Source organism: Streptomyces sp. NPDC051907, from assembly GCF_040681075.1.
Taxonomy (GTDB): Bacteria; Actinomycetota; Actinomycetes; order Streptomycetales; family Streptomycetaceae; genus Streptomyces.
The window spans coordinates 92,466-111,651 of record NZ_JBFAYB010000004.1 but is presented as its reverse complement, the minus strand read 5'-3'; the positions used below and the strand labels follow the sequence as shown (position 1 = coordinate 111,651).

Genomic DNA, 19,186 nt, shown 5'->3' with positions numbered 1-19,186 from the left:
GGCGCGGGACCTGGGCCTGGACGCGGTCGTGGCGAGTCTGGACCTGGGCCTGGCTCCCGCCCGGGCGGGCCCGGACCCGGACCGGTGCCTGCACCCGGATCGCATGACAGCCCAGGCGTCGAGGCGAGCGCCGCCTCGGGCAGCCCCGGCGAGTCTGGACCTGGACCCGGACCCGCGCCCGGCCCGGACGGCAGCCCAGGCTCCGCCTCGGGTGGCCCCGGCCAGCCCGAGGCCGGACGCGGGCCCGAACCGGGCGAGTCCGGGCCTGGGCCTGGCTCCCGCCCGGGCGGGCCCGGACCCGGACCGGTGCCTGCACCCGGCCCGCACGGCAGCCCAGGCGCCGCCCCGGGCGAAACCGGGCCTGGACCTGGCTCCCGCCCGGGCGGAACCGGACCCGGGCCCGGACCCGCACCCCGCCCGCACGACAGCCCCGCCGTCGAGTCGGGCCCCGCCCCCACCCCCACCCAGCCCGAGGCCGGACGCGGCCCTGGCAGCGGCGGCGCCGGGGTTATCAGGCTTTCCACCGCCACCGGGCGGTGGGTCGTGCTGACCACCGTTCTCGGGTCCACCATGGCGCTGCTCGACTCCACCGTCGTCAACGTCGCCCTGCCCCGCATCGGGGCCGATCTCGACGCCGACCTCGCCGTTCTGCAGTGGACCGTCAACGCCTACATGCTCACCCTCGCCGGGCTGATCCTCCTCGGCGGGGCACTCGGCGACCGCTATGGCCGGCGCAAGATCTTCGTGATCGGGGTGGTCTGGTTCGCCGTCGGGTCGCTGCTGTGCGGTATCGCGCCCAACGACATCGTCCTCGTCGCCGCCCGCGCCCTCCAGGGCGTCGGCGGGGCGCTGCTCACCCCGGGCTCCCTCGCCCTGATCCAGGCCAGCTTCCACCCCGACGACCGGGCCCGCGCGGTGGGGCTGTGGTCGGGGCTCGGCGGCGTCGGCGCGGCGGTGGGCCCGTTCGTCGGCGGCTGGCTGGTCGACGGTCCCGGCTGGCGCTGGGTGTTCCTGCTCAACGTGCCGCTTGCCGCGCTGTGCGTGCCGGTGGCCCTCAAGCATGTGCCGGAGTCCCGCGACCCCCGCGCCCGCGGCCGGTTCGACGTGCTCGGGGCGGTGCTGGGCGCCGCGGCGCTGGCGCTGGTGACGTACGCGCTGATCGGGGCCTCCGTCTGGGCGGGCGTGGCGGGCGTGGTGGTGGGCGCGGTGTTCGTGGCCGTCGAGCGGCGGCGGCCGGATCCGATGCTGCCGCCGTCGATCTTCGCGAACCGCCTGTTCACCGCGGTGAACCTGGTGACGGTGTGCGTGTACGCCGCCTTCGGCGGGTTCTTCTTCCTGGCCGCCCTGCAACTCCAGGTGGTGTCCGGCTACTCGGCGCTCGGCGCGGGCGCCGCGCTGCTGCCCACGACCCTTTTGATGCTGCTGCTCTCGGCGAAGTCGGGCGAGCTGGGCGAGCGGATCGGCCCGCGCATCCCGCTGACCGTCGGCCCGCTGCTCTGCGCGGCCGGGATGCTGCTGATGCTGCGCGTGGGCGAGAACGCCTCGTACGTCGCCGACGTGCTGCCCGCCGTGCTGGTGATGGGCCTGGGCATGGTGACCCTGGTCGCCCCGCTGACCTCGACCGTGCTGGCGTCGGTGGAGACCGGGCGGGCGGGGCTGGCCAGCGGCATCAACAACGCGGCCGCCCGCGCGGCCGGCCTGCTCGCGGTGGCCGCGCTGCCGCTGCTGGCGGGGATGAGCCCGGACGCGTATCTGTCGGCGGACGAGTTCGGCGCGACCTTCCAGCGGGCGATGCCGATGTGCGCGGGCCTGCTGGCCGTCGGATCGCTGATCGCCTGGTGGACGCTGCGGACCCCGGCCGCCGCAGGGGCCGACGAGGCCGAGCACAGCCACGTGGAGTGCAGGGTGAACTGCGGGGTGTCGGCGCCGCCGCTCGAACAGGCGTGTCCGGAGCGGGCCGGTAGGGACCGGGACTGAGCTGGTGTGACACTGGAGTCCATGTCCATCCATGAGAATCTGCTCGGGGGTCCCGCCCCGACACATCTGCCCGACGACCCCGAGCCGCGCGACCTCCTCGCGAGCGGGACGGCTCCCTCGGACGTCGCCGCGAAGTACCCGACGTCCTCGCTGGCCTGGGCGCAGCTCGCCGACGACGCCTTCGAGAACGGCCGGGTCGTCGAGTCGTACGCCTACGCCCGCACCGGCTACCACCGCGGCCTCGACTCGCTGCGCCGCAGCGGCTGGAAGGGCCACGGCCCGGTGCCCTGGGAGCACGAGCCGAACCGCGGCTTCCTGCGCGCCCTGCACGCGCTGGCCCGCGCCGCGCAGGCGATCGGCGAGAAGGAGGAGTACGAGCGCTGCACGTCGTTCCTGCGCGACTCCTCCCAGACGGCCGCGGACACGCTGGGCTGAACCCCGCGCACCCTCCCCGCCGCACTCCCCGCCGCGCTAACCGGTAGCCAGCATTCCGGTACCTGACGCTCCGGTGTGGAACCCAGGGCCCGTATCTCCTCTCTCCTTGAGGGGGTACGGGCCTTTGGTCCGTACCCCCACCGGAACTGTCGATCGAACCTGAGCGGCCGGTGTGAAGGGCCCAAGAAGGAGTGATCAGTCTTGGGGAAGCGCGCCTCGACCCAACGCGCCGCCGGTCGCCGCAGACGCACCGGCGGCCCCTCCCGCCGCCGCCCGCCCACCCGACTGCTCCTGATCGGCCTGGCCCTCGCCGTGCTGGCGCTCTCCGGAGGCGCCGCCCTCGCCTTCTGGCAGGGCGTCGAGTCCTCCACCGACGCGGCCCGGCACAAGACGCGGCCGACCCCGTCGCCGACCTCCCAGGGGCGAGCGATCGTGACGCCCGATCCCGAGCCGGAGCCGGAGCAGGAGCCGGAGGTCGAGCCCAAGCCGGAGCCCTCCCCGTCCAAGCGCCGGAACGCCCCCGACGTGCCCCAATCCGGGAAGGGCACGTTCGTCACCGCGGACGCCTCCGGCGCCGTGACCGGCAAGGGCACGCTGCGCCGCTACCGCGTCCAGGTCGAGGACGGCATCGACCTCTCCGCGAAGGACGCGGCCGCCGAGATCCAGCAGATCCTCGCCCACCCGCGCGGCTGGGCCGCCCACGGCAGGGGCTCCTTCCAGCTGGCCTCCGCGTCCCAGAAGGCCGACTTCGTCATCAGGATCGCCACCCCGGACACCGCCGACGCGCTCTGCCGCAAGCAGGGCCTCGACACCGGCGGCGAGCTGAACTGCGAGACCGTGGACGGGGTCGTGGTGAACCTGCGCCGCTGGATGCTGGGCTCCCCGACGTTCGCGGGAGCGCCCGCCGAGTACCGGCATCTGATCATCAACCACGAGGTCGGCCATGAGATCGGCCTCCGCGCCCATCTGGGCTGCGGCGGCGCGGGAAAGCTCGCGCCGGTGATGATGCAGCAGATCAAGGGCCTGAACGGCTGCGTCTCCAATGCCTGGCCGTACGACGAGGACGGGACGTACATCACCGGCCCGACCCTGTGATGATCGCCGGACCTCATGCTTATGATGCTGGTGGGGACCGGGGCTCCCACACCGGACAGGAAGGGGCGGACCGCTACCCGGACACGTCGAGGAGACAGCGATGTCACACGACCCCGCCCCTAATCTGGACTTCGCGGGCACCACTCCGTACGAGGACTACGTCCAGGCGGACGTCCTGACCCACCTCCAGCATCCGCTCTCGGACGACCCGGGCGAGATGGTCTTCCTGGTCACCACCCAGGTGATGGAGCTGTGGTTCACCGTCATCGTCCACGAGTGGGAGACGGCGGCCGAGGCCCTGCGGCAGGACGACCTGCCGGTCGCGCTGGCCGCCCTGCAGCGCAGCACCTACGAGCTGGAGTCGCTCAACGCCTCCTGGAAGCCGCTGGCCCATCTGACGCCGGCGCAGTTCAACTCGTACCGCAGCGCACTGGGCGAGGGCTCCGGCTTCCAGTCGGCCATGTACCGCCGGATGGAGTTCCTGCTCGGCGACAAGTCCGCGTCGATGCTGGTGCCGCACCGGGGCGCGCCCCGCGTGCACGCCGAGCTGGAGAAGGCGCTGCAGGAGCCGAGCCTGTACGACGAGGTGCTGCGGCTGCTCGCGCGGCGCGGTCTGGCGGTGCCGTCCGCCGTGCTCGAGCGGGATCTGTCCCAGCGGTACGAGCCCTCCCCGCAGGTCGAGAAGGTCTGGGCCGCGGTGTACGGCGGCGCGGACCAGGACACCGACCTGGTCCGGCTCGGCGAGGCGCTCACCGACGTCGGCGAGCTGGTGTGGCGCTGGCGCAACGACCACCTGGTCGCCACCCGCCGGGCGATGGGCTCCAAGGTGGGCACCGGCGGCTCGGCGGGCGTGGCCTGGCTGGAGAAGCGGGCCCGCAAGAACGTCTTCCCCGAGCTGTGGACGGCGCGCAGCCATGTCTGAGGCGCTGGCCGACAAGGCCGCGGCGCTGGACGCCGCAGACGAACTGGCGGGGCTCCGCAAGCTGTTCGCCCTCGACGAGGCGGTCTATCTGGACGGCAACTCGCTGGGCGCGCTGCCCAGCCATGTGCCGGACCGGGTCGCCGACGTCGTGCGGCGGCAGTGGGGCGAGCTGCGCATCCGCTCGTGGGACGAGAGCGGCTGGTGGTCCGCGCCCGAGCGGATCGGCGACCGGATAGCGCCGCTCGTCGGCGCCGCGCCGGGGCAGATCGTGGTCGGCGACTCCACCAGCGTCAACGTCTTCAAGGCGGTGGTGGCCGCTGTCCGGCTGAACGCCGACCCGGCGCGCACGGACGTCCTCGTCGACGCGACGACGTTCCCGACGGACGGGTACATCGCGCAGTCGGCGGCCCGGATGACGGGCAAGCGGATCGTCCCCGTCGACCCGGCCGACCTGCCCGCCGCGCTCGGCCCGTCCACCGCGGTCGCGCTGGTCAACCACGTCGACTACCGCACCGGACGGCTGCACGACCTGCCGTCGCTGACGGCGGCGGTCCACGCGGCGGGCGCGCTGGCGGTCTGGGACCTGTGCCACAGCGCCGGCGCGCTGCCGGTCGGCCTGGACGCCCATGGGGTGGACCTGGCGGTGGGCTGCACCTACAAGTATCTGAACGGCGGACCGGGTTCGCCGGCGTATCTGTACGTCGCCGAACGCCACCAGGACGCCTTCGACTCCCCGCTTCCCGGCTGGAACTCGCATGCGGACCCGTTCGCGATGACCCCCGGCTTCGAGGCGGCCCAGGGCGCGAGGCGGGGGCGGGTCGGGACGCCCGACATCCTGTCGATGCTGGCGCTGGAGGCGGCGCTGGAGGTGTGGGACGGGGTGGCGGTCGAGTCGGTGCGGGCCAAGAGCCTGGCGCTGACGGACTTCTTCCTGGAGTGCGTCGAGGCGTACGCGCCCAAGGGGCGGGTCACGTCCCTGACGCCGGTCGAGCACGCCGCGCGCGGCAGCCAGATCGCGCTGCGGTGCGAAGACGCCAAGGCGGTGATGGAGCGGCTGATCGCCCGCGGAGTGGTCGGCGATCTGCGCCGGCCCGACGTGCTGCGGTTCGGGTTCACCCCGCTCTACGTCGGCTTCGCGGACGTGGAGCGGGCGGCGGCGGTCCTGGCCGAGGTGCTGGCGGAGACGCCCGCTGCCAAGACGCCGGAGCAGGCGCCGGAGCAGACGCCGGCGGACTGACGTGCACGGGCCCCCGCCGGCTGCGGCCGGCGGGGGCCCTCGGTACTGATACCGTCCCGCTGATCATGTCGATTCCGCCACCCAGTGGGAAGGTTGGACCAGCATGCCGGACCCCGTCTCCCGTGACGCCGCCGAGGCCGAGTCGGTCTTCTCGCATCCCGCTGTCGCGCCCGACGCCACCCTCGCCTACGGCGACCATCCCGACCAGGTCGTCGACTTCTACGCGCCGCGCGGCGGACAGGCCGGCGCCCCGCTCGTCGTCCTGCTGCACGGCGGGGCGTGGCGGGCGCCGTACGACCGGGGGCATGTGACCCCGTTCGCCGACTTCCTCGCCAGGCGCGGGCTCGCCGTGGCCAGCGTCGAGTACCGGCGCGGGAGCGAGATCCCGCGGCAGGGCGGGACCGGGCCGGTCGCCGGGCGGTGGCCGGAGACGTTCGACGACGTCGCCGCCGCGATGGACGCGCTGCCCGCGCTGGTCGCCGAGGCGCTGCCGCAGGCGGATGCGCGGCGGACCGTGGTCACCGGCCACTCCGCCGGGGGACAGCTCGCGCTGTGGGCCGCGGCCCGGCACGTCCTGCCCGTCGGCTCCCCGTGGCGCCTCGGCGCGCCGCCCGCGCTGCGCGGGGTCGTGGCGCTCGCGCCGATCGCGGACTTCGCGCGGGCGGTCGAGCTGGGCGTGTGCGACGGGGCCGTGGTGCAACTGCTCGGCGGCGAGAGCGAGTTCAAGGAGCGCAGCGCCTACGTCGATCCGGCCGCGCTGCTGCCCACGGGCATCGCGACGACGGTGGTGCAGGGGCGCACGGACATCGTCGTGCCGCATACGGTGGCCGAGTCGTACGTCGACGCGGCCGCGGACGCGGGGGAGACGGTGGGGCTGACCCTCCTGGAGGAGGTGGGCCACTTCCCGCTGATCGACCCGGCGGCCGACGCCTGCGCCGTAGTACTCGAGGAGATCGCACAACTCGCCTGGTGAGGGCGAGTGTTGCCGCCCCCGGCAGATGAGTGCCCGTCACTTCGGGGGATACCTGTAGTACTTGAGAGCTACCCGGCAGGTGGGCTCTCGGGCGGGACGCCGACTAGGCGCCGTCGTTCATAGCGTCGACGCCATGAAGACCAACCGCTTCCGCCGTGGACTGCTCGCCGCGCTCGTCATCGCCGCCGTGGCCGTGCCCGTCTCGGCGGCGGCCCGGCCCGAGACGCCCGCGCCCCAGCCCGTGGCGTTCGGCGCGTCGGCGACCCCCGAGGGCCGGTACGCCGCCAACCGGGAGAACGCCGCCGAGGCCGCGCGGATGGCCGAGGACCACGGCGACCGCAAGCGCGCATCCCGTCTGCGCGCCCTCGCCGCCCCCGACCGGCAGCTGCTCGCCTTCGACGGGCGCGGCAGCGGACGGACCGTCGAGGTGCTCGGCGATCTGGGCAGGGCCGAGCGGATCGCGGTCCTCGTGCCCGGCGCCGACACCTCGATCGACACCTACGGCCGCCTCCGCGCCGGCGCCACAGCCCTCCACGACCGGCTCGGACCGTCCGTCGCCGTCGTCGCCTGGCTCGGCTACGAGACCCCCGGCACGATCAGCTCCGACGCGCTGACCCCGGAGCGGGCCGAGGGAGCGGCGCCCGCGCTGCGGGACTTCGTACGGGAGCTGCGCCGGCACAGCCCGCGCGCCGAGGTCTCCGCGCTCTGCCACTCGTACGGCTCGGTCGTCTGCGCGCACGCCGCGCGCGGGCTCGACGTCGACGACCTCGTTCTGTACGGCAGCCCCGGCACCGGCTTCGACAGCGTCGCCGAGCTCGGCACGGGCGCCCGGGTCTGGGCCGGGCGGGGCGGCGACGACTGGATCGCGGACGTCCCGCACACCAGCGTCGAGCTGTTCGGCGCGGAGGTGGGGTTCGGGACGGACCCGGTCTCCCCCGCCTTCGGCGCCCGGTCCTTCGACGCCGGGGACGGCGGCCACAGCGACTACCTCAGGCCCGGGAGCGAGTCCCTCGCCGGCATCGCCCGCATCGTGAGGGGGCAGGCGCATGCGTGAGCTGGTCCGGCGCATCGAGGCCGCCACCCCGCCCCACCGCGACCGGTCCCTCGACGCCCTGCGCGCGTTCGCGATCCTCGGCGTCGTCCTCGGGCACTGGCTGGTCACCGCCCTCGTCCTCGACAGCGGCTCCCTGCGCGGCTCGAGCCCGCTCCAGCACATGCCCCACCTCGCCCCCGTCTCCTGGACGTTCCAGACGCTGGCCGTGTTCTTCCTGGTCGGCGGGATGGTCGGGGCGGAGAGCCACGCCGCGGCCCGCGCCCGCGGCGACGGGTACGGGAAGTGGCTGGGCGCCCGGCTCTGCCGGCTGTTCAAGCCGGTCGCGGCCGTCCTCGCTCTGTGGACGGTCGCCGCGGCCGCGATGCTCGCGTCGGGCGCGGAGCTGGAGACCGCGCGGGCCCTGGTCAAACTGGCCGTGTCCCCGCTGTGGTTCCTGCTGGTCTTCGCCGTGCTGACCGCGGCCACCCCGCTCGTCGCGCGGATCAGCCCGCTGTGGCCGCTCGCCGTCGTGCTCCATGTGGACCTCGTCCGCTTCGGGTTCGGCGGCCCGCAGTGGCTCGGCTGGATCAACGTGGCGGCCGGGTGGCTCGTCCCGTACACCCTCGGCGCGCTCTGGGTCCGCAACAAGCCGGGCCGGCACACCGGTTGGGTGCTCCTCGCGCTCGGCGCCGCGGCGGCCGTCGCGCTCGTGCTGTGGTGCGGCTACCCGGCGTCGATGGTCGGCGTGCCCGGCGAGCGGATCTCCAACCTCAACCCGCCCACCCTCGCGGCGGTCGCGTTCGGGCTCGCCCAGTGCGGGCTGGCGCTGCTGCTGCGCGGCCCGCTCGGCCGGGCGATGCGCAGGCCCGCCGCCTGGGCGGCCGTCGCGCTCGTCAACCTCTCCGCGATGACGGTCTTCCTGTGGCACCAGACCGCGTTGATGGCGGTCACGGCGACCGGCCTGCTGGCGGGCACGGCGCTGCCCGGACTGCACACCGTGCCCGACGGGCTGGGCTGGGTGCTCGCGCGGCTCGCCTGGCTGCCGGTGTTCGCGCTGGCGCTGGCCGTGTGCTGGGCGGCGTTCCACACGTACGAACAGGGGGGACGGCGCAAGACCCGAGGCGCAAGCCGTCTTGTGCGGGCCCGTGAGAGGAAGCATGCGACCCATGCCTAGGGTTGACGGCGTGAAGACCCCGTTCGACGCGAAGAGCCTGCCGCGCGACGTGTGGCGTGCGCTCCGCTCCGATCTGGGGTCGACCGCGCGCGATCCGCTGCTGCCGCTGAGCCGACCGCGCTGGCTGCGGTGGCTGCCGCACGTCCTGGTGGCCTGGATCACGATACCGATCACCCTCGCGCAGACCGAGCAGCTCTCGCTCTTCCTGGCCGCCGAGTTCGCGCTGGTGCTCGCCCTCGTCCAGGGGGCCGCGATCCTCGTCGCGATGTTCCGTCCGGTCCCCGCCGTGTGGATGTCGCTGGCGGTGGTGGCCGTCGCCGCCCTGGCCACGAGGTCGTACGCCGACTTCAAGGGCGAGCTGTTGTGGATGGGGAGCGAACCCTGGCCGTACACGTTCATGGGGGTGCTCGGGCACGCCGTGGTGCTGCTGCTGCTCGCCCTGCGGGCGCCGGTCCGGGTCGCGGTCGAGGCGCTGGTGCTCAGCGTGTTCGTCGGCGTGCTCATGGAGCTGATCACGGGCGACCACCCGCACGTCACGTCCGTGCCGCTCGGGGCGGTGGTCTTCACCGTCGCGGTCGTCGTCGGCGCGTCCGTGCGCGGCCGGCGCGTCGCCAGCAGCCGGCTCGTCGCGCAGGAGGTGCTCACCGCGGAGGAGCGCACCCGCCGCACCGTCCTGGAGGAGCGCAGCCGTATCGCGCGCGAGCTGCACGACGTCGTCGCCCACCATATGTCGGTGATCTCCATCCAGGCCCAGGTCGCCCCGCACCTGGTCGAGGCCCCCTCGGCCGAGCTCAAGGAGAACCTGGAGGGCATCCGGCAGAACGCCGTGGACGCCCTGACCGAGCTCCGCCGCGTCCTGGGCGTCCTGCGCTCGGAGAACCCGGAGGCCGCCGAGGCGGCCCCGCACGCGCCGCTGCCCACCCTCGACCGCCTCGACGCCCTCGTCGACAACGCCCGCGCCGCCGGGCTGACCGTCCGCTGCGAGAGCGACGGCGAGCGCCGCGCGCTGACGCCGGGCGTGGAGCTGTCGGCGTACCGGATCGTGCAGGAGGCGCTGAGCAACGCGATCCGGCACGCGCCGGGATCGACCGTGCGGATAGAGCTCGTCCACACCCTGCCGGGGCTGCGCGTCCGCGTCGCCAACACCGCGCGCCGCGGGGCCGCCCAGCCGTCGCCGGGCGCCGGGCACGGGCTGCTGGGGATGCGGGAGCGGGCCGCCATGCTGGGGGGCGATCTGGCCACCGGCCCCACCCCCGACGGAGGCTACGAAGTGACCGCCTTCCTTCCCGTGAACGGAGAGAACCAGACATGACGATCCGGGTCCTGATCGCCGACGACCAGATGATGGTGCGGCAGGGCTTCACGGTGCTGCTCAACGCCGAGGACGGCATCGAGGTCGTCGGACAGGCGGTGCACGGGCTGGACGCCGTCGCCAAGGTCGCCGAACTGGGCCCGGACGTCGTGCTGATGGACATCCGCATGCCGGAGCTCGGCGGCATCGAGGCGACCCGCCGCATCACCGCGGACCTCCCGGACGTCAGGGTGCTGGTGCTGACGACGTTCGACCTGGACGAGTACGTCTACGAGGCGCTGCGCGCGGGCGCGTCCGGCTTTCTGCTGAAGGACGCGTCGGCGAGCCAGCTGGCCGAGGCGGTACGGGTGGTGGCGGCGGGCGACGCGCTGCTCTCGCCGAACATCACCAAGCGGCTGATCGGCGAGTTCTCGCGCGCCACGGCGGGCGCGCCGAAGGCGCCGCTGAAGGCGCGCGTCGGCGACCTGACCGAGCGTGAGACGGAGGTGCTCTCGCTGATCGCCCAGGGCCTGTCGAACGCGGAGATCGCGACGCGGCTGGTGCTGGCGGAGCAGACGGTGAAGACGCATGTGAGCCGGATCCTGGTGAAGCTGGGGCTGCGGGACAGGACGCAGGCGGCGGTCTTCGCGTACGAGACGGGACTTGTGAGGCCGAGCGGGTACTGAGCGGGGCGGGACCCGTCTGCTGAGCGGGTACTGAGCCGGGGCGGACGATCGCTCCCCGACCGCTGGCCATCCTCCCCGACAGCGGGCGGTCGGCCGGGAGTTGAGGACAGTCGCTGACCTCAAGGCTTCCTACGGTGGACTCATGACTCACACGGAGAACACCCACCGCCCCCAGAAGGTCCTCGTCACCGGCGCCACCGGCAGCGTCGGCCGGCAGATCGTCGCCGAGCTGCTCGCCCGCGGCCACGCCGTCCGCGCGCTCACCCGCACCCCCGAGAAGGCCGGCCTCCCCGAGGGCGTCGAGGTCGTGCGCGGCGACCTCACCGACCCGGCGAGCGTGGCGCCCGCGCTGGAGGGCGTGTCCGCGGCGCATCTGATCACCTTCGGCGGCGCGACCTTCGCCCAGCTGACCACCGGCCCGGAGATCGTCGAGCTGGCGCACAAGGCGGGGGTGCGGCGGATCACGGTCCTGCACGGCGGCGGCCCGTCGCCGCTGGAGGACGCGGTGCGCGCCGGCGAGATGGACTGGACGGTGGTCATGCCGGTGGAGTTCATGTCGAACGCGCTGGAGTGGGCCGAGGCGATCCGCGCCGACGACGAGGTGCGCGAGCCGTTCGTGGACCGGCTCAGCGCGATGGTGCACGAGGGGGACATCGGCGCGGTCACGGCGGTGGCGCTCACCGAGGAGGGCCACGGCGGCCAGGAGTACCTGATCACCGGCCCGCAGTCGCTGAGCCTCAAGGACAAGGTGGACGCTCTGGCGGCGGCCCGCGGCCGGGAGATCGGCTTGGTGGAGCTCAGCGAGGAGCAGGCCCGCGAGGGGTGGGCGGCCGCGGGCCATCCGCAGGACGTGATCGAGTTCCTGATCGACGTCTACCGGGACACCCCGCCGGAGGGGAAGAACGTGGTGGACACCGTGGAGCGGGTCACCGGGCGCCCGGCCCGGACGTTCGCCCAGTGGGCCCGCGAGAACGCGGCGGCGTTCCGGCCCTGACCTGGAGGAACACCGTGGGGCGGCGGGGCGGAGCGGGACGAATAGTACTCAAGGCGGACGCGGCAGGATCCGTACCGCTGATGACGACCGCGCTCGCTCCGCCGCCTACCTTGGACAGCGTGAACCAGACGCCGACCCCGCACGAGGGCAAGAGCCGCAGCCCCGAGTTCCGCCTGGCCATGGACGCCGTCAGCGGCCTGCGCCGTGAACTGCTCCATGACCCGCTGGAATACCGGCTGCTGCCCCGGATGAAGACCGACGGCCCGATCACCCGCCGCCTGCCCCGCCGCATGCGCGAGGCGGCCGGGCGGACTCCGCACGCTCTGGTGGCCGGATGCGCGCTGATCGTGCTGCTCATGGGCTACTTCTCCGGCGCGGGCGACCTGACGTTCGTCGTCACCGGCCTCGTGCCGGCCGCCGCGGTGCTGCTGACGCTGGTCAGGCCGGTCGCCGCGTTCTGGCTCTCGCTGCTGTCCACGCCCGTGGTGGCGGGGTTCGCCAACTACTGGGACGGCTGGCCGTGGTCGGCCAGCTCCTTCGGCGCGCACCTCGTGGTGATCACGGTGGTCGCGCTGCGCACGCGGCCGCGCACCGCGGTGTGGATGTGGCTGCTCACCGCGGTGTACGCGATGTTCTCGGAGGCCTTCCTCAGCCGCGACTACGTCACCAACGCCCCGCCCATGCTCTTCCTCTCCGCGCTCTCCCTGCTGGCCGTCACGGTGGTGCACGTCCGCCGGGAGAAGGAGCAGGAGGTCGCCGCGCAGCAGACCGTCACGGCCGTCGAGCGCGACAAGCGCACGCTGCTGGAGGAGCGCACCACCATCGCCCGCGAGCTGCACGACGTGGTCGCCCACCACATGTCGGTCGTCGCGATCCAGGCGGAGGCCGCGCCCTACCGCGTGGAGAACCCGCCGCCCGAGCTGGAGCAGGCCTTCGCCACGATCCGGGAGAACGCGGTGGCAGCGCTGACCGAGCTGCGCCGGGTGTTGGGAGTCGTCAGGGCGGAGGGCTACCAGGCCCCCGACGCGCCCCAGCCGGTCCTCGCCGACATAGACAACCTCCTCTCCAACGTCCGCGAGGCGGGCCTGGAGGTGGAGAAGACGATCACTGGCGCGGTCCGCGAACTGCCGCAGGGCGTGGAGCTGTCGGCGTACCGGATCGTGCAGGAGGCGCTGAGCAACGCGCTGCGCCACGCGCCGGGCTCGTCGGCGAAGGTCGAGATCGGCTATGTGCTGGGCGGCCTCGGTCTGCGTATCGTGAACACCCCGGCGCGGGGCCTGGTCAAGGCGTCGCCGGGGGCCGGGCACGGGATAACCGGCATGCGGGAGCGTGTGACCATGCTGAACGGCGTGATGACCGCCGAGCCGACGGAGGAGGGCGGGTACGAAGTGACCGCGTTCATACCCGTCGTCGAAGCCGAGGAGACCGCATGACCATCCGCGTACTCATCGTGGACGACCAGATGATGGTCCGCGAGGGCTTCTCGGTCCTGCTGAACGCGATGCCGGACATCGAGGTGGTCGGCGAGGCGGTCAACGGCCGCGAGGCGGTCGCCAAGGTCGCCGAACTGAGCCCCGACGTCGTTTTGATGGACATCCGCATGCCGGAGCTCAACGGCATCGAGGCGACGCGCGAGATCGCGGCGTCGCACGCGGAGTCCAAGGTGCTGGTGCTGACGACGTTCGACCTCGACGAGTACGTCTACCAGGCGCTGCGCGCAGGAGCCTCCGGCTTCCTGCTCAAGGACGCGTCGGCGCGCCAGCTGGCGGACGGCGTACGGGTGGTGGCGGCGGGCGAGGCACTGCTGGCCCCGACGGTGACGCGCCGCCTGATCACCGAGTTCTCCAAGCTCTCCCAGACCCCCCGCCCCCCGGCCCTGGCCCAGGTCGGCGACCTGACGGAACGCGAGACGGAGGTCCTGGTCCTGATCGCCCAGGGCCTGTCGAACGCGGAGATCGCGTCGCATCTGGTGGTGGCGGAGTCGACGATCAAGACGCATGTGAGCCGGGTGCTGGTGAAGCTGGGGCTGCGGGACAGGACGCAGGCGGCGGTGTTCGCGTACGAGGCGAGGTTGGTGACACCGGGCTGAGCGCCCTGCCCGCCGGGGCGCTGCCCCGGACCCCGCGCCTCAAGATCCCCCAGACTTCGTCCGGGGGGACCCCCACGGGCTGAATATGTGCCCTCCCCCCGGCTGTGAACTGGTGCGGTCCTCGGTGGTCAGTAGCGCCGGATTCCGTGGATCAGCGGTCAGCCGCGGGGGAGCCACTGGTCCCACGGGTCTTGGCTCTGGCCGCCCTCAGCCCACTGCCGGTCGACCTCGTCGGCCTCCGCCTCGCTGGGCTTCGCGTTGTCGCAATCGGCCGGCGCGGAGCCGCCGGACATCAGATCCGAGCACTCGCCCGTGCGGTTGTCCGGCAGACCAAGGATGTGACCGGTCTCGTGCGAGGTGACCCGGGTGGAGTTGTACTCCTTGTTCTGCGTGAAGTCCAGGAAGATGAAGCCCTTGCCGTTGCCTTCGACCTTCGCGTACGACCCCTGGGAGTCATTGCCCTCGCGGTAGGTGAAGTCAGGATTGTTGCCCTCCTTCAGCTCCACGTTGTCCAGGGCCGCGTTCCATATGGCGGCGCTGCGCTTGATCTGCTTGCGGAAGGTCGGGGCTTCCTTGGTGCTGTAGGTCACGGTGACGGTGGCGTTCGCGCTCTTCGTCGCGTTCCCCGCGTTCTCCTTCTTCGCCAGGGCTGACTTCAGCACGGCCTGGATGAACGCGTCGGTGTTGGCCTTGTCGTCCCCGCCCACGGTGTAGAGGTCGGTCGCCGCCGACTGCCCGGATCCGGCGCCCGACGTGTCCTGGGACGCGGATGCGATGGACAGGCCGGATGCGACCAGACCAACGCCCAGAGCTGTGGCGAGCGCCAACTTGGTGAGCTTCATCTGTGGGGGCTCCTCGTAGTTCGCACGCGGTGCGGAGGAGAGGGACGCAGGATCCCCAGCGCCCTCGCCCTGCCCGCGCGTTCTCGGCGGTTTCTACGGAGGAGGACAGGGAGGCGGGCAGGGGATCCCGCAGCTTCAGCCACGCTTTACCCATGCTTTACCCGCGGGGTGGCTCAAACTGTCAATCACCGCAGGTCAGTTGAACCTTCCGCCCTGTCGAAGTTCGCGCTGGCGTGTTGTGGGCACAGCGAAGCCCCACCGTGACGTAGCACGATGGGGCTGCCGTGGACTGGTGCGGGTTGGTCGAGTGGTCAGACAGCGCCGAACTCTCCGGTCCGCACCGCTGCGACGAAGGTCGCGAACGATCCGGCGGGGAGGTCCAGGACCGGACCGCTCGGGTTCTTGGAGTCACGGACGGGGACCACGCCGCGCGAGGCGACGAGGTTTGTGGCGACCTGGATGCACTGGCCGCCGTTGCCGCTGTAGGAGGAGGTGAACCATTGCGGGTCTTCGGTCGTCACGGGGCGCCCCTTCGAAGCTGTTCGATCATGGCGACGTAGGACATCAGCGAGCGGTCCGGCATCGTCATAACGGTGGCTTCTGGGTTCTGTCAAGATGGCGCGGGTACTTACTTGTTGCAGCCCCGTTCGGCGTACCTTGGAAGTGAGGGAAGGGGACACGATGGCAACCGCTCTCGCGCAGAACCTCCGCAGGTACCGGCGGGCGGCAGGACTCAGCCAAGAACAGCTGGCCGATGACGCTGGGGTGTCCATCGGTACCGTTCGGAAGATCGAGCAAGGCGGGGACGTGCGCACGGACACGCTGCACACGCTCGCTCGTACTCTCGGGGTGCATACGAGTGCCTTGTTCGTGACCGACGTACCCGAACCCGTAGTGGGCGACGAGGGGACCCGGCGGTCCCTGGTGGAGCTTCGGAAGGCGCTTATGCCTCCGGTTGGACTTGATGCCCCCATTGTCGTCTCGGGGCAGCCCACAGACCTTGACGAGCTTCACCGACGCATCGGGGAGTGCCACACCCTGTACTGGGCCGACCGGTACGACTCGGTTGCGCGTAAGCTGCCCGCCCTCCTGCGTGAGTCCGAGGTGACCGCCGCCAGTGCGGAAGGCGAAGAGGACAAGCGGTCCGCGCTGGTCGCCCGAACGCACTCGTTGCTGTTGGCCGGCAAGTACCTGACACAGGTACGGCAATACGACTTGGCCTATCACTCGCTCGCCGAAGCCATCCGGCTTGGTCGCGAGACGAACCAGCCTCTGACCGCCGGAACCGGAATCGTCGGCATGTGCTGGCTCTTGCTACGGCAGAACCGCTTCGACGAAAGCGAAGCGCTCGCCACTCAGACAGCCGAAGCCATGGAACCGCGTCTGTCTACCGCCACCGTCGGACAGCTCGCCGTGTGGGGTGAACTATGGCTCCGTGTCGCGTCCAGCGCAGTACGGAACAACCGGCCCGACGTGGCCGCGGAAGCGCGCCGTATGGCTGGAACGGCGGCAAGCGGACTCGCGCGGGAACACAACAGCTTCCCGAACCACTGGGGCGGGTTCGGCCCGGTCACGGCTGAGATGAAGGCGACGGAAGACCTGGCGCTGGTCGGAGACTCTCGTGGGGTGCTTCGGCGCGCAGACGAAGGAGTGCTGGGAAGCAAGGCGCTCAAGAACCTTGGCAGGCCGACAGCCCCGAACTGGGGTAGGCACCGCCTAGACGTGGCGCAAGCCCATGTCCGGCTCGGCTCGCACGGAGACGCCATGGCCGAGCTGGTGGGGCTCCGGAGCACATCGGCCGCATGGCTCCGTCATCAGCCGCTGGCGCGCTACGTCATGGGTGACGTGCTCAAGTCACGCAAACGGACACTCACGACCGAGATGCGCGACATGGCTTCCTATCTGGGGGTCTACGAGTAACCACCACGGAGCATGGTAGTTCTTCCGTCACTTAGAGCGAACTATCACGAACGGCACGTGGTCTGACGGGCTGTCATGGAATTACGGTCGAGTCTCCGCCCCCACGGGAACGCACGGGAGACCAGGCCATGAACCGAAGCCCCGCACATGTCACGCGCCGACGTGCCCTGTACGACGCCGCAGCCGGAATCTGGCTGGAGACGAGTTCTCTCAAAGCCCTGGCGACCGCGCCGGTTCCGGCATCGCGGGATGCTGTGGAGCCCCGCCCATGACTGCCCCAGAAGTCGGAACCGTGCTGGTGGACACCGGGCACGACAGCCGCACCGGAGAGTTCCGGGGGCTCGCCGGCCCGTACTGGATGCTCCGCCCGATAGAGGGTGGCCCCGAGTGGGAAGCCGAGCCCGAGCATGTCCGCCTTGCCACCCCCGCCGAGCGCCTCAGCGCCAAGACCGCGCGAGAGAACGCAAGAAGCCGGGGGGAAGTGGCATGACGCTCTTACCGGTCCGACTCGTCCTGGCCGCAGGCGCCGCGGAAGTCCACTTACGGCGGCGCTTCCCCCGGCTCATGTGGGCACTCACCCCGCACCCGCCCGAGCGTGACCAGCCGCTCGCCGAGCTGCAACGCATCGAATCGGACCCCGCGTACCGCGCGGTGTTCCTCGCGGGGCTGGACGCTGCGATTGCCGAGCGGCACGCAGGACGCGCAACCGAGCTGGAAGAGATGGCAGCGGCAGCCGACCGGCTTCGGAGCCTCGTCCAGCCCGGCAACGGCGAGCGTGCTCTATGACCGACGTCGAGTACGTCGCCGAGGTGTACGCAGGCGATGCCGCGACGACGGTCTATCTCGGCGGGGTCGTCGCTCCGTCCCGTCGGCTCGCGCTCCGATGGCTACGCGGGCAAGCTCTCCGATGCGCGGGAGCGCTTGACCCGGACCCGTACGCCGCTTGGATTCCGCCCCTCGCGCTTCAACCGGTGACGCACGCCGAACGGGACGCACCCGCCGAGCTTCGCGCATGGGCCGACGACAACAGCCACCAGGACGACGCGTTGCGCCAGCTCGCGGAGGGTCTCGCCTTCCAGTTCGTTGCGCGCGACGAGACCGGTTGGTACGGGCTCACCGCTCGCCCTTTGGCCGTTCCTGCACCCACCCCGTTCCCCGGTGTGCTCGCCCATGCGTAGCCCCCATAAGCCCTCGTCCTGGACGGACCCCTTGGAACCCGGAGGACCCATGCACGAAGTCATCGCAAGTCCCCAGGAAGAGAAGTTCGTCGTGGCGCGACCGGGTGCACGGGCGGGTATGCAGATTCCCGGCGTCATGTACCAAGAGCTGTCCGAAGCGGTGGCGGGCAAGTGGCCGGTTCCCGCGTGGCTCGTGGAGCAAGCACGTAAGGCATGGGGCGTGGATCTCGGCGGACAGCGGAGCGACCGTGCCGTGCTCGTGCGACCGATCACGGGCTCTGGCTACAGCCGTGCCACGTGGGAGCTGAACAAGGGGTGCAACTTCAGTTGCGAAATGTGCTACCTGCCGGAACGGAAGTTTCAGGGTCTGCCCCTTGAGGAGAAACACCGGCTCCTGACCATCCTCCGTGACGCGGGAGTCCTGTGGCTCCAGTTCACCGGGGGTGAGCCCATGATTGACCCGGACTTCCGCGCCGTCTACGAGCACGCGTACAGCATGGGCACGTTGATCGAAGTGCTCACCAACGGGTCACGGCTGCACCGTCCGGACATGCTCGAACTCTTCATGGCCATGCCCCCGCACAAGGTGACGGTCTCGCTCTACGGCGCGTCCCCTGACACCTTCGATTCTCTGACCCGGACGAAGGGCGCCTTCAAGAGGGTCAAGAACGGGCTCGTGGCGGCGAAGGAAGCCGGCGTTGCCGTTGACCTCACCCTGATCGTCACGAAGCACAATGTCCATGAGGTTGAGGCCATGCGGACCATGGCGGACGAGTTCGCCGTGGCATGGAAAGAGTTCGGGAGCATCTCGCCCACCTACACGGGTGACCCGGACCCCCTGTCCGCGCAGGCGCCGGGTTATCTGGACAAGTCCGCAGTCTTCGCGGGCTGCCCGGCGGGACACACCTTCTTTCACGTGGACCCCCACGGCTTCGCAACCATGTGCAAGATCGGCCGAGAGAGACCCATCAATTTGATGGTCGAGGGTCTTGCCGGTCTCACGCGTCTGCCCGCTGTCGCAGACGCCCAAATGCTTCGCACTGGTGGCTGTACCGGTTGCGCACTGTCGGGTACCTGCCGCGTATGCCGACCGATGGCAAAGGCTTACCAGACCGCGGAGGCACCACTGGACACCTACTGTCAGCACGGAGACAAGGAGTCAGCAGAATGACCGCTGTAGCAGTCGAGATCACGCCCCGACCGGAGACGCTGAGCACCGGACCGGCACCCGTCCGGTCGGCAAGTCCGGAGCCGGAAGGCGTCATCATTGTCAGTGACGTGGAAGCCCTCGCGTCCGGCTCCGCCTCCGGGTGTGGAGAAGACAACCCGTACCAGTGACC

General features: G+C 71.6%; 20 protein-coding genes. 18 read left to right on the top strand and 2 right to left on the bottom strand.

Going from position 1 to position 19,186, the window contains the following annotated elements:
- Nucleotides 1–510: 510 nt before the first annotated feature.
- The 13 genes from AB0M39_RS04260 to AB0M39_RS04200 all read left to right on the top strand — a co-directional run bounded on the left by AB0M39_RS04260 (nt 511) and on the right by AB0M39_RS04200 (nt 13,906).
- Nucleotides 511–1,977 carry an MFS transporter gene (locus AB0M39_RS04260; RefSeq protein WP_365360201.1) on the top strand — a complete coding sequence of 489 codons (1,467 nt, stop codon included), beginning with the start codon at nt 511–513 and terminating at the stop codon, nt 1,975–1,977.
- A gap of 21 nt (nt 1,978–1,998) precedes the next feature.
- The gene (locus AB0M39_RS04255; protein ID WP_365359960.1) at nt 1,999–2,412 is read left to right on the top strand and encodes a DUF3151 domain-containing protein; all 414 of its coding nucleotides are present in this window, start codon (nt 1,999–2,001) and stop codon (nt 2,410–2,412) included.
- A gap of 201 nt (nt 2,413–2,613) precedes the next feature.
- Nucleotides 2,614–3,507 (top strand): DUF3152 domain-containing protein, encoded by an 894-nt coding sequence (locus AB0M39_RS04250; RefSeq protein WP_365359958.1) that lies wholly within the window; start codon nt 2,614–2,616, stop codon nt 3,505–3,507.
- A 100-nt stretch (nt 3,508–3,607) separates the two neighbouring features.
- Nucleotides 3,608–4,429 (top strand): tryptophan 2,3-dioxygenase family protein, encoded by an 822-nt coding sequence (locus AB0M39_RS04245; RefSeq protein WP_365359956.1) that lies wholly within the window; start codon nt 3,608–3,610, stop codon nt 4,427–4,429.
- Nucleotides 4,422–5,666, top strand: coding sequence for a kynureninase (kynU, locus tag AB0M39_RS04240; RefSeq protein WP_365359954.1), 1,245 nt, complete (start codon nt 4,422–4,424; stop codon nt 5,664–5,666). Before AB0M39_RS04245 ends, kynU begins: the two co-directional genes overlap by 8 nt.
- A gap of 103 nt (nt 5,667–5,769) precedes the next feature.
- A complete protein-coding gene (locus AB0M39_RS04235; RefSeq protein ID WP_365359952.1) occupies nt 5,770–6,639 on the top strand; it encodes an alpha/beta hydrolase in 870 nt (289 codons plus the stop codon).
- Nucleotides 6,640–6,772: 133 nt separating this feature from the next.
- Nucleotides 6,773–7,693 (top strand): alpha/beta hydrolase, encoded by a 921-nt coding sequence (locus AB0M39_RS04230; RefSeq protein ID WP_365359950.1) that lies wholly within the window; start codon nt 6,773–6,775, stop codon nt 7,691–7,693.
- A complete protein-coding gene (locus AB0M39_RS04225) occupies nt 7,686–8,846 on the top strand; it encodes an acyltransferase (protein ID WP_365359948.1) in 1,161 nt (386 codons plus the stop codon). Before AB0M39_RS04230 ends, AB0M39_RS04225 begins: the two co-directional genes overlap by 8 nt.
- A gap of 10 nt (nt 8,847–8,856) precedes the next feature.
- Nucleotides 8,857–10,158, top strand: coding sequence for a sensor histidine kinase (locus AB0M39_RS04220; protein WP_365359946.1), 1,302 nt, complete (start codon nt 8,857–8,859; stop codon nt 10,156–10,158).
- Entirely contained in the window at nt 10,155–10,823 is a 669-nt protein-coding gene (locus AB0M39_RS04215; RefSeq protein ID WP_365359944.1) for a response regulator transcription factor, read from the top strand. Before AB0M39_RS04220 ends, AB0M39_RS04215 begins: the two co-directional genes overlap by 4 nt.
- Nucleotides 10,824–10,965: 142 nt before the next feature.
- Entirely contained in the window at nt 10,966–11,817 is an 852-nt protein-coding gene (locus AB0M39_RS04210) for an NAD(P)H-binding protein (protein WP_365359943.1), read from the top strand.
- 179 nt (nt 11,818–11,996) lie between these two features.
- Nucleotides 11,997–13,250 (top strand): histidine kinase, encoded by a 1,254-nt coding sequence (locus AB0M39_RS04205; protein ID WP_365360199.1) that lies wholly within the window; start codon nt 11,997–11,999, stop codon nt 13,248–13,250.
- Nucleotides 13,247–13,906 (top strand): response regulator transcription factor, encoded by a 660-nt coding sequence (locus AB0M39_RS04200; RefSeq protein ID WP_365359941.1) that lies wholly within the window; start codon nt 13,247–13,249, stop codon nt 13,904–13,906. The genes AB0M39_RS04205 and AB0M39_RS04200 overlap by 4 nt, the downstream gene beginning before the upstream one ends.
- A gap of 158 nt (nt 13,907–14,064) precedes the next feature.
- Here AB0M39_RS04200 and AB0M39_RS04195 read toward each other — a convergent pair whose 3' ends face one another.
- Nucleotides 14,065–14,748, bottom strand: a complete 684-nt coding sequence (locus AB0M39_RS04195; RefSeq protein ID WP_365359939.1) for a snapalysin family zinc-dependent metalloprotease — start codon at nt 14,746–14,748, stop codon at nt 14,065–14,067.
- 311 nt (nt 14,749–15,059) lie between these two features.
- Entirely contained in the window at nt 15,060–15,269 is a 210-nt protein-coding gene (locus AB0M39_RS04190; protein ID WP_365359937.1) for a DUF397 domain-containing protein, read from the bottom strand.
- Nucleotides 15,270–15,429: 160 nt separating this feature from the next.
- On the opposite strand from AB0M39_RS04190, the gene AB0M39_RS04185 reads away from it, so the two are divergent.
- From AB0M39_RS04185 to AB0M39_RS04165, 5 genes are all read left to right on the top strand, one after another.
- Nucleotides 15,430–16,668, top strand: coding sequence for a helix-turn-helix transcriptional regulator (locus AB0M39_RS04185; protein WP_365359935.1), 1,239 nt, complete (start codon nt 15,430–15,432; stop codon nt 16,666–16,668).
- Between the two features lie 268 nt (nt 16,669–16,936).
- On the top strand, nt 16,937–17,158 hold the full coding sequence (locus AB0M39_RS04180; protein ID WP_365359933.1) for a hypothetical protein: 222 nt from the start codon (nt 16,937–16,939) through the stop codon (nt 17,156–17,158).
- A complete protein-coding gene (locus AB0M39_RS04175; RefSeq protein WP_365359931.1) occupies nt 17,155–17,454 on the top strand; it encodes a hypothetical protein in 300 nt (99 codons plus the stop codon). The genes AB0M39_RS04180 and AB0M39_RS04175 overlap by 4 nt, the downstream gene beginning before the upstream one ends.
- The gene (locus AB0M39_RS04170) at nt 17,451–17,846 is read left to right on the top strand and encodes a hypothetical protein (RefSeq protein ID WP_365359929.1); all 396 of its coding nucleotides are present in this window, start codon (nt 17,451–17,453) and stop codon (nt 17,844–17,846) included. The genes AB0M39_RS04175 and AB0M39_RS04170 overlap by 4 nt, the downstream gene beginning before the upstream one ends.
- Nucleotides 17,847–17,895: 49 nt before the next feature.
- Nucleotides 17,896–19,017 (top strand): radical SAM protein, encoded by a 1,122-nt coding sequence (locus AB0M39_RS04165; RefSeq protein WP_365359927.1) that lies wholly within the window; start codon nt 17,896–17,898, stop codon nt 19,015–19,017.
- Nucleotides 19,018–19,186 lie beyond the last annotated feature (169 nt).

Excerpts from the sequence above, each read along its gene's own strand:
- AB0M39_RS04205 (WP_365360199.1), top strand. The coding sequence starts at position 11,997 with ATGGACGCCGTCAGCGGCCTGCGCCGTGAACTGCTCCATGACCCGCTG.
- AB0M39_RS04235 (WP_365359952.1), top strand. The coding sequence starts at position 5,770 with ATGCCGGACCCCGTCTCCCGTGACGCCGCCGAGGCCGAGTCGGTCTTC.
- AB0M39_RS04200 (WP_365359941.1), top strand. The coding sequence starts at position 13,247 with ATGACCATCCGCGTACTCATCGTGGACGACCAGATGATGGTCCGCGAG.
- AB0M39_RS04230 (WP_365359950.1), top strand. The coding sequence starts at position 6,773 with ATGAAGACCAACCGCTTCCGCCGTGGACTGCTCGCCGCGCTCGTCATC.
- AB0M39_RS04195 (WP_365359939.1), bottom strand. The coding sequence starts at position 14,748 with ATGAAGCTCACCAAGTTGGCGCTCGCCACAGCTCTGGGCGTTGGTCTG.
- AB0M39_RS04165 (WP_365359927.1), top strand. The coding sequence starts at position 17,896 with ATGCACGAAGTCATCGCAAGTCCCCAGGAAGAGAAGTTCGTCGTGGCG.
- AB0M39_RS04255 (WP_365359960.1), top strand. The coding sequence starts at position 1,999 with ATGTCCATCCATGAGAATCTGCTCGGGGGTCCCGCCCCGACACATCTG.
- AB0M39_RS04175 (WP_365359931.1), top strand. The coding sequence starts at position 17,155 with ATGACGCTCTTACCGGTCCGACTCGTCCTGGCCGCAGGCGCCGCGGAA.
- AB0M39_RS04210 (WP_365359943.1), top strand. The coding sequence starts at position 10,966 with ATGACTCACACGGAGAACACCCACCGCCCCCAGAAGGTCCTCGTCACC.
- AB0M39_RS04215 (WP_365359944.1), top strand. The coding sequence starts at position 10,155 with ATGACGATCCGGGTCCTGATCGCCGACGACCAGATGATGGTGCGGCAG.
- AB0M39_RS04245 (WP_365359956.1), top strand. The coding sequence starts at position 3,608 with ATGTCACACGACCCCGCCCCTAATCTGGACTTCGCGGGCACCACTCCG.
- AB0M39_RS04170 (WP_365359929.1), top strand. The coding sequence starts at position 17,451 with ATGACCGACGTCGAGTACGTCGCCGAGGTGTACGCAGGCGATGCCGCG.
- AB0M39_RS04180 (WP_365359933.1), top strand. The coding sequence starts at position 16,937 with ATGACTGCCCCAGAAGTCGGAACCGTGCTGGTGGACACCGGGCACGAC.
- AB0M39_RS04185 (WP_365359935.1), top strand. The coding sequence starts at position 15,430 with ATGGCAACCGCTCTCGCGCAGAACCTCCGCAGGTACCGGCGGGCGGCA.
- AB0M39_RS04225 (WP_365359948.1), top strand. The coding sequence starts at position 7,686 with ATGCGTGAGCTGGTCCGGCGCATCGAGGCCGCCACCCCGCCCCACCGC.
- kynU (WP_365359954.1), top strand. The coding sequence starts at position 4,422 with ATGTCTGAGGCGCTGGCCGACAAGGCCGCGGCGCTGGACGCCGCAGAC.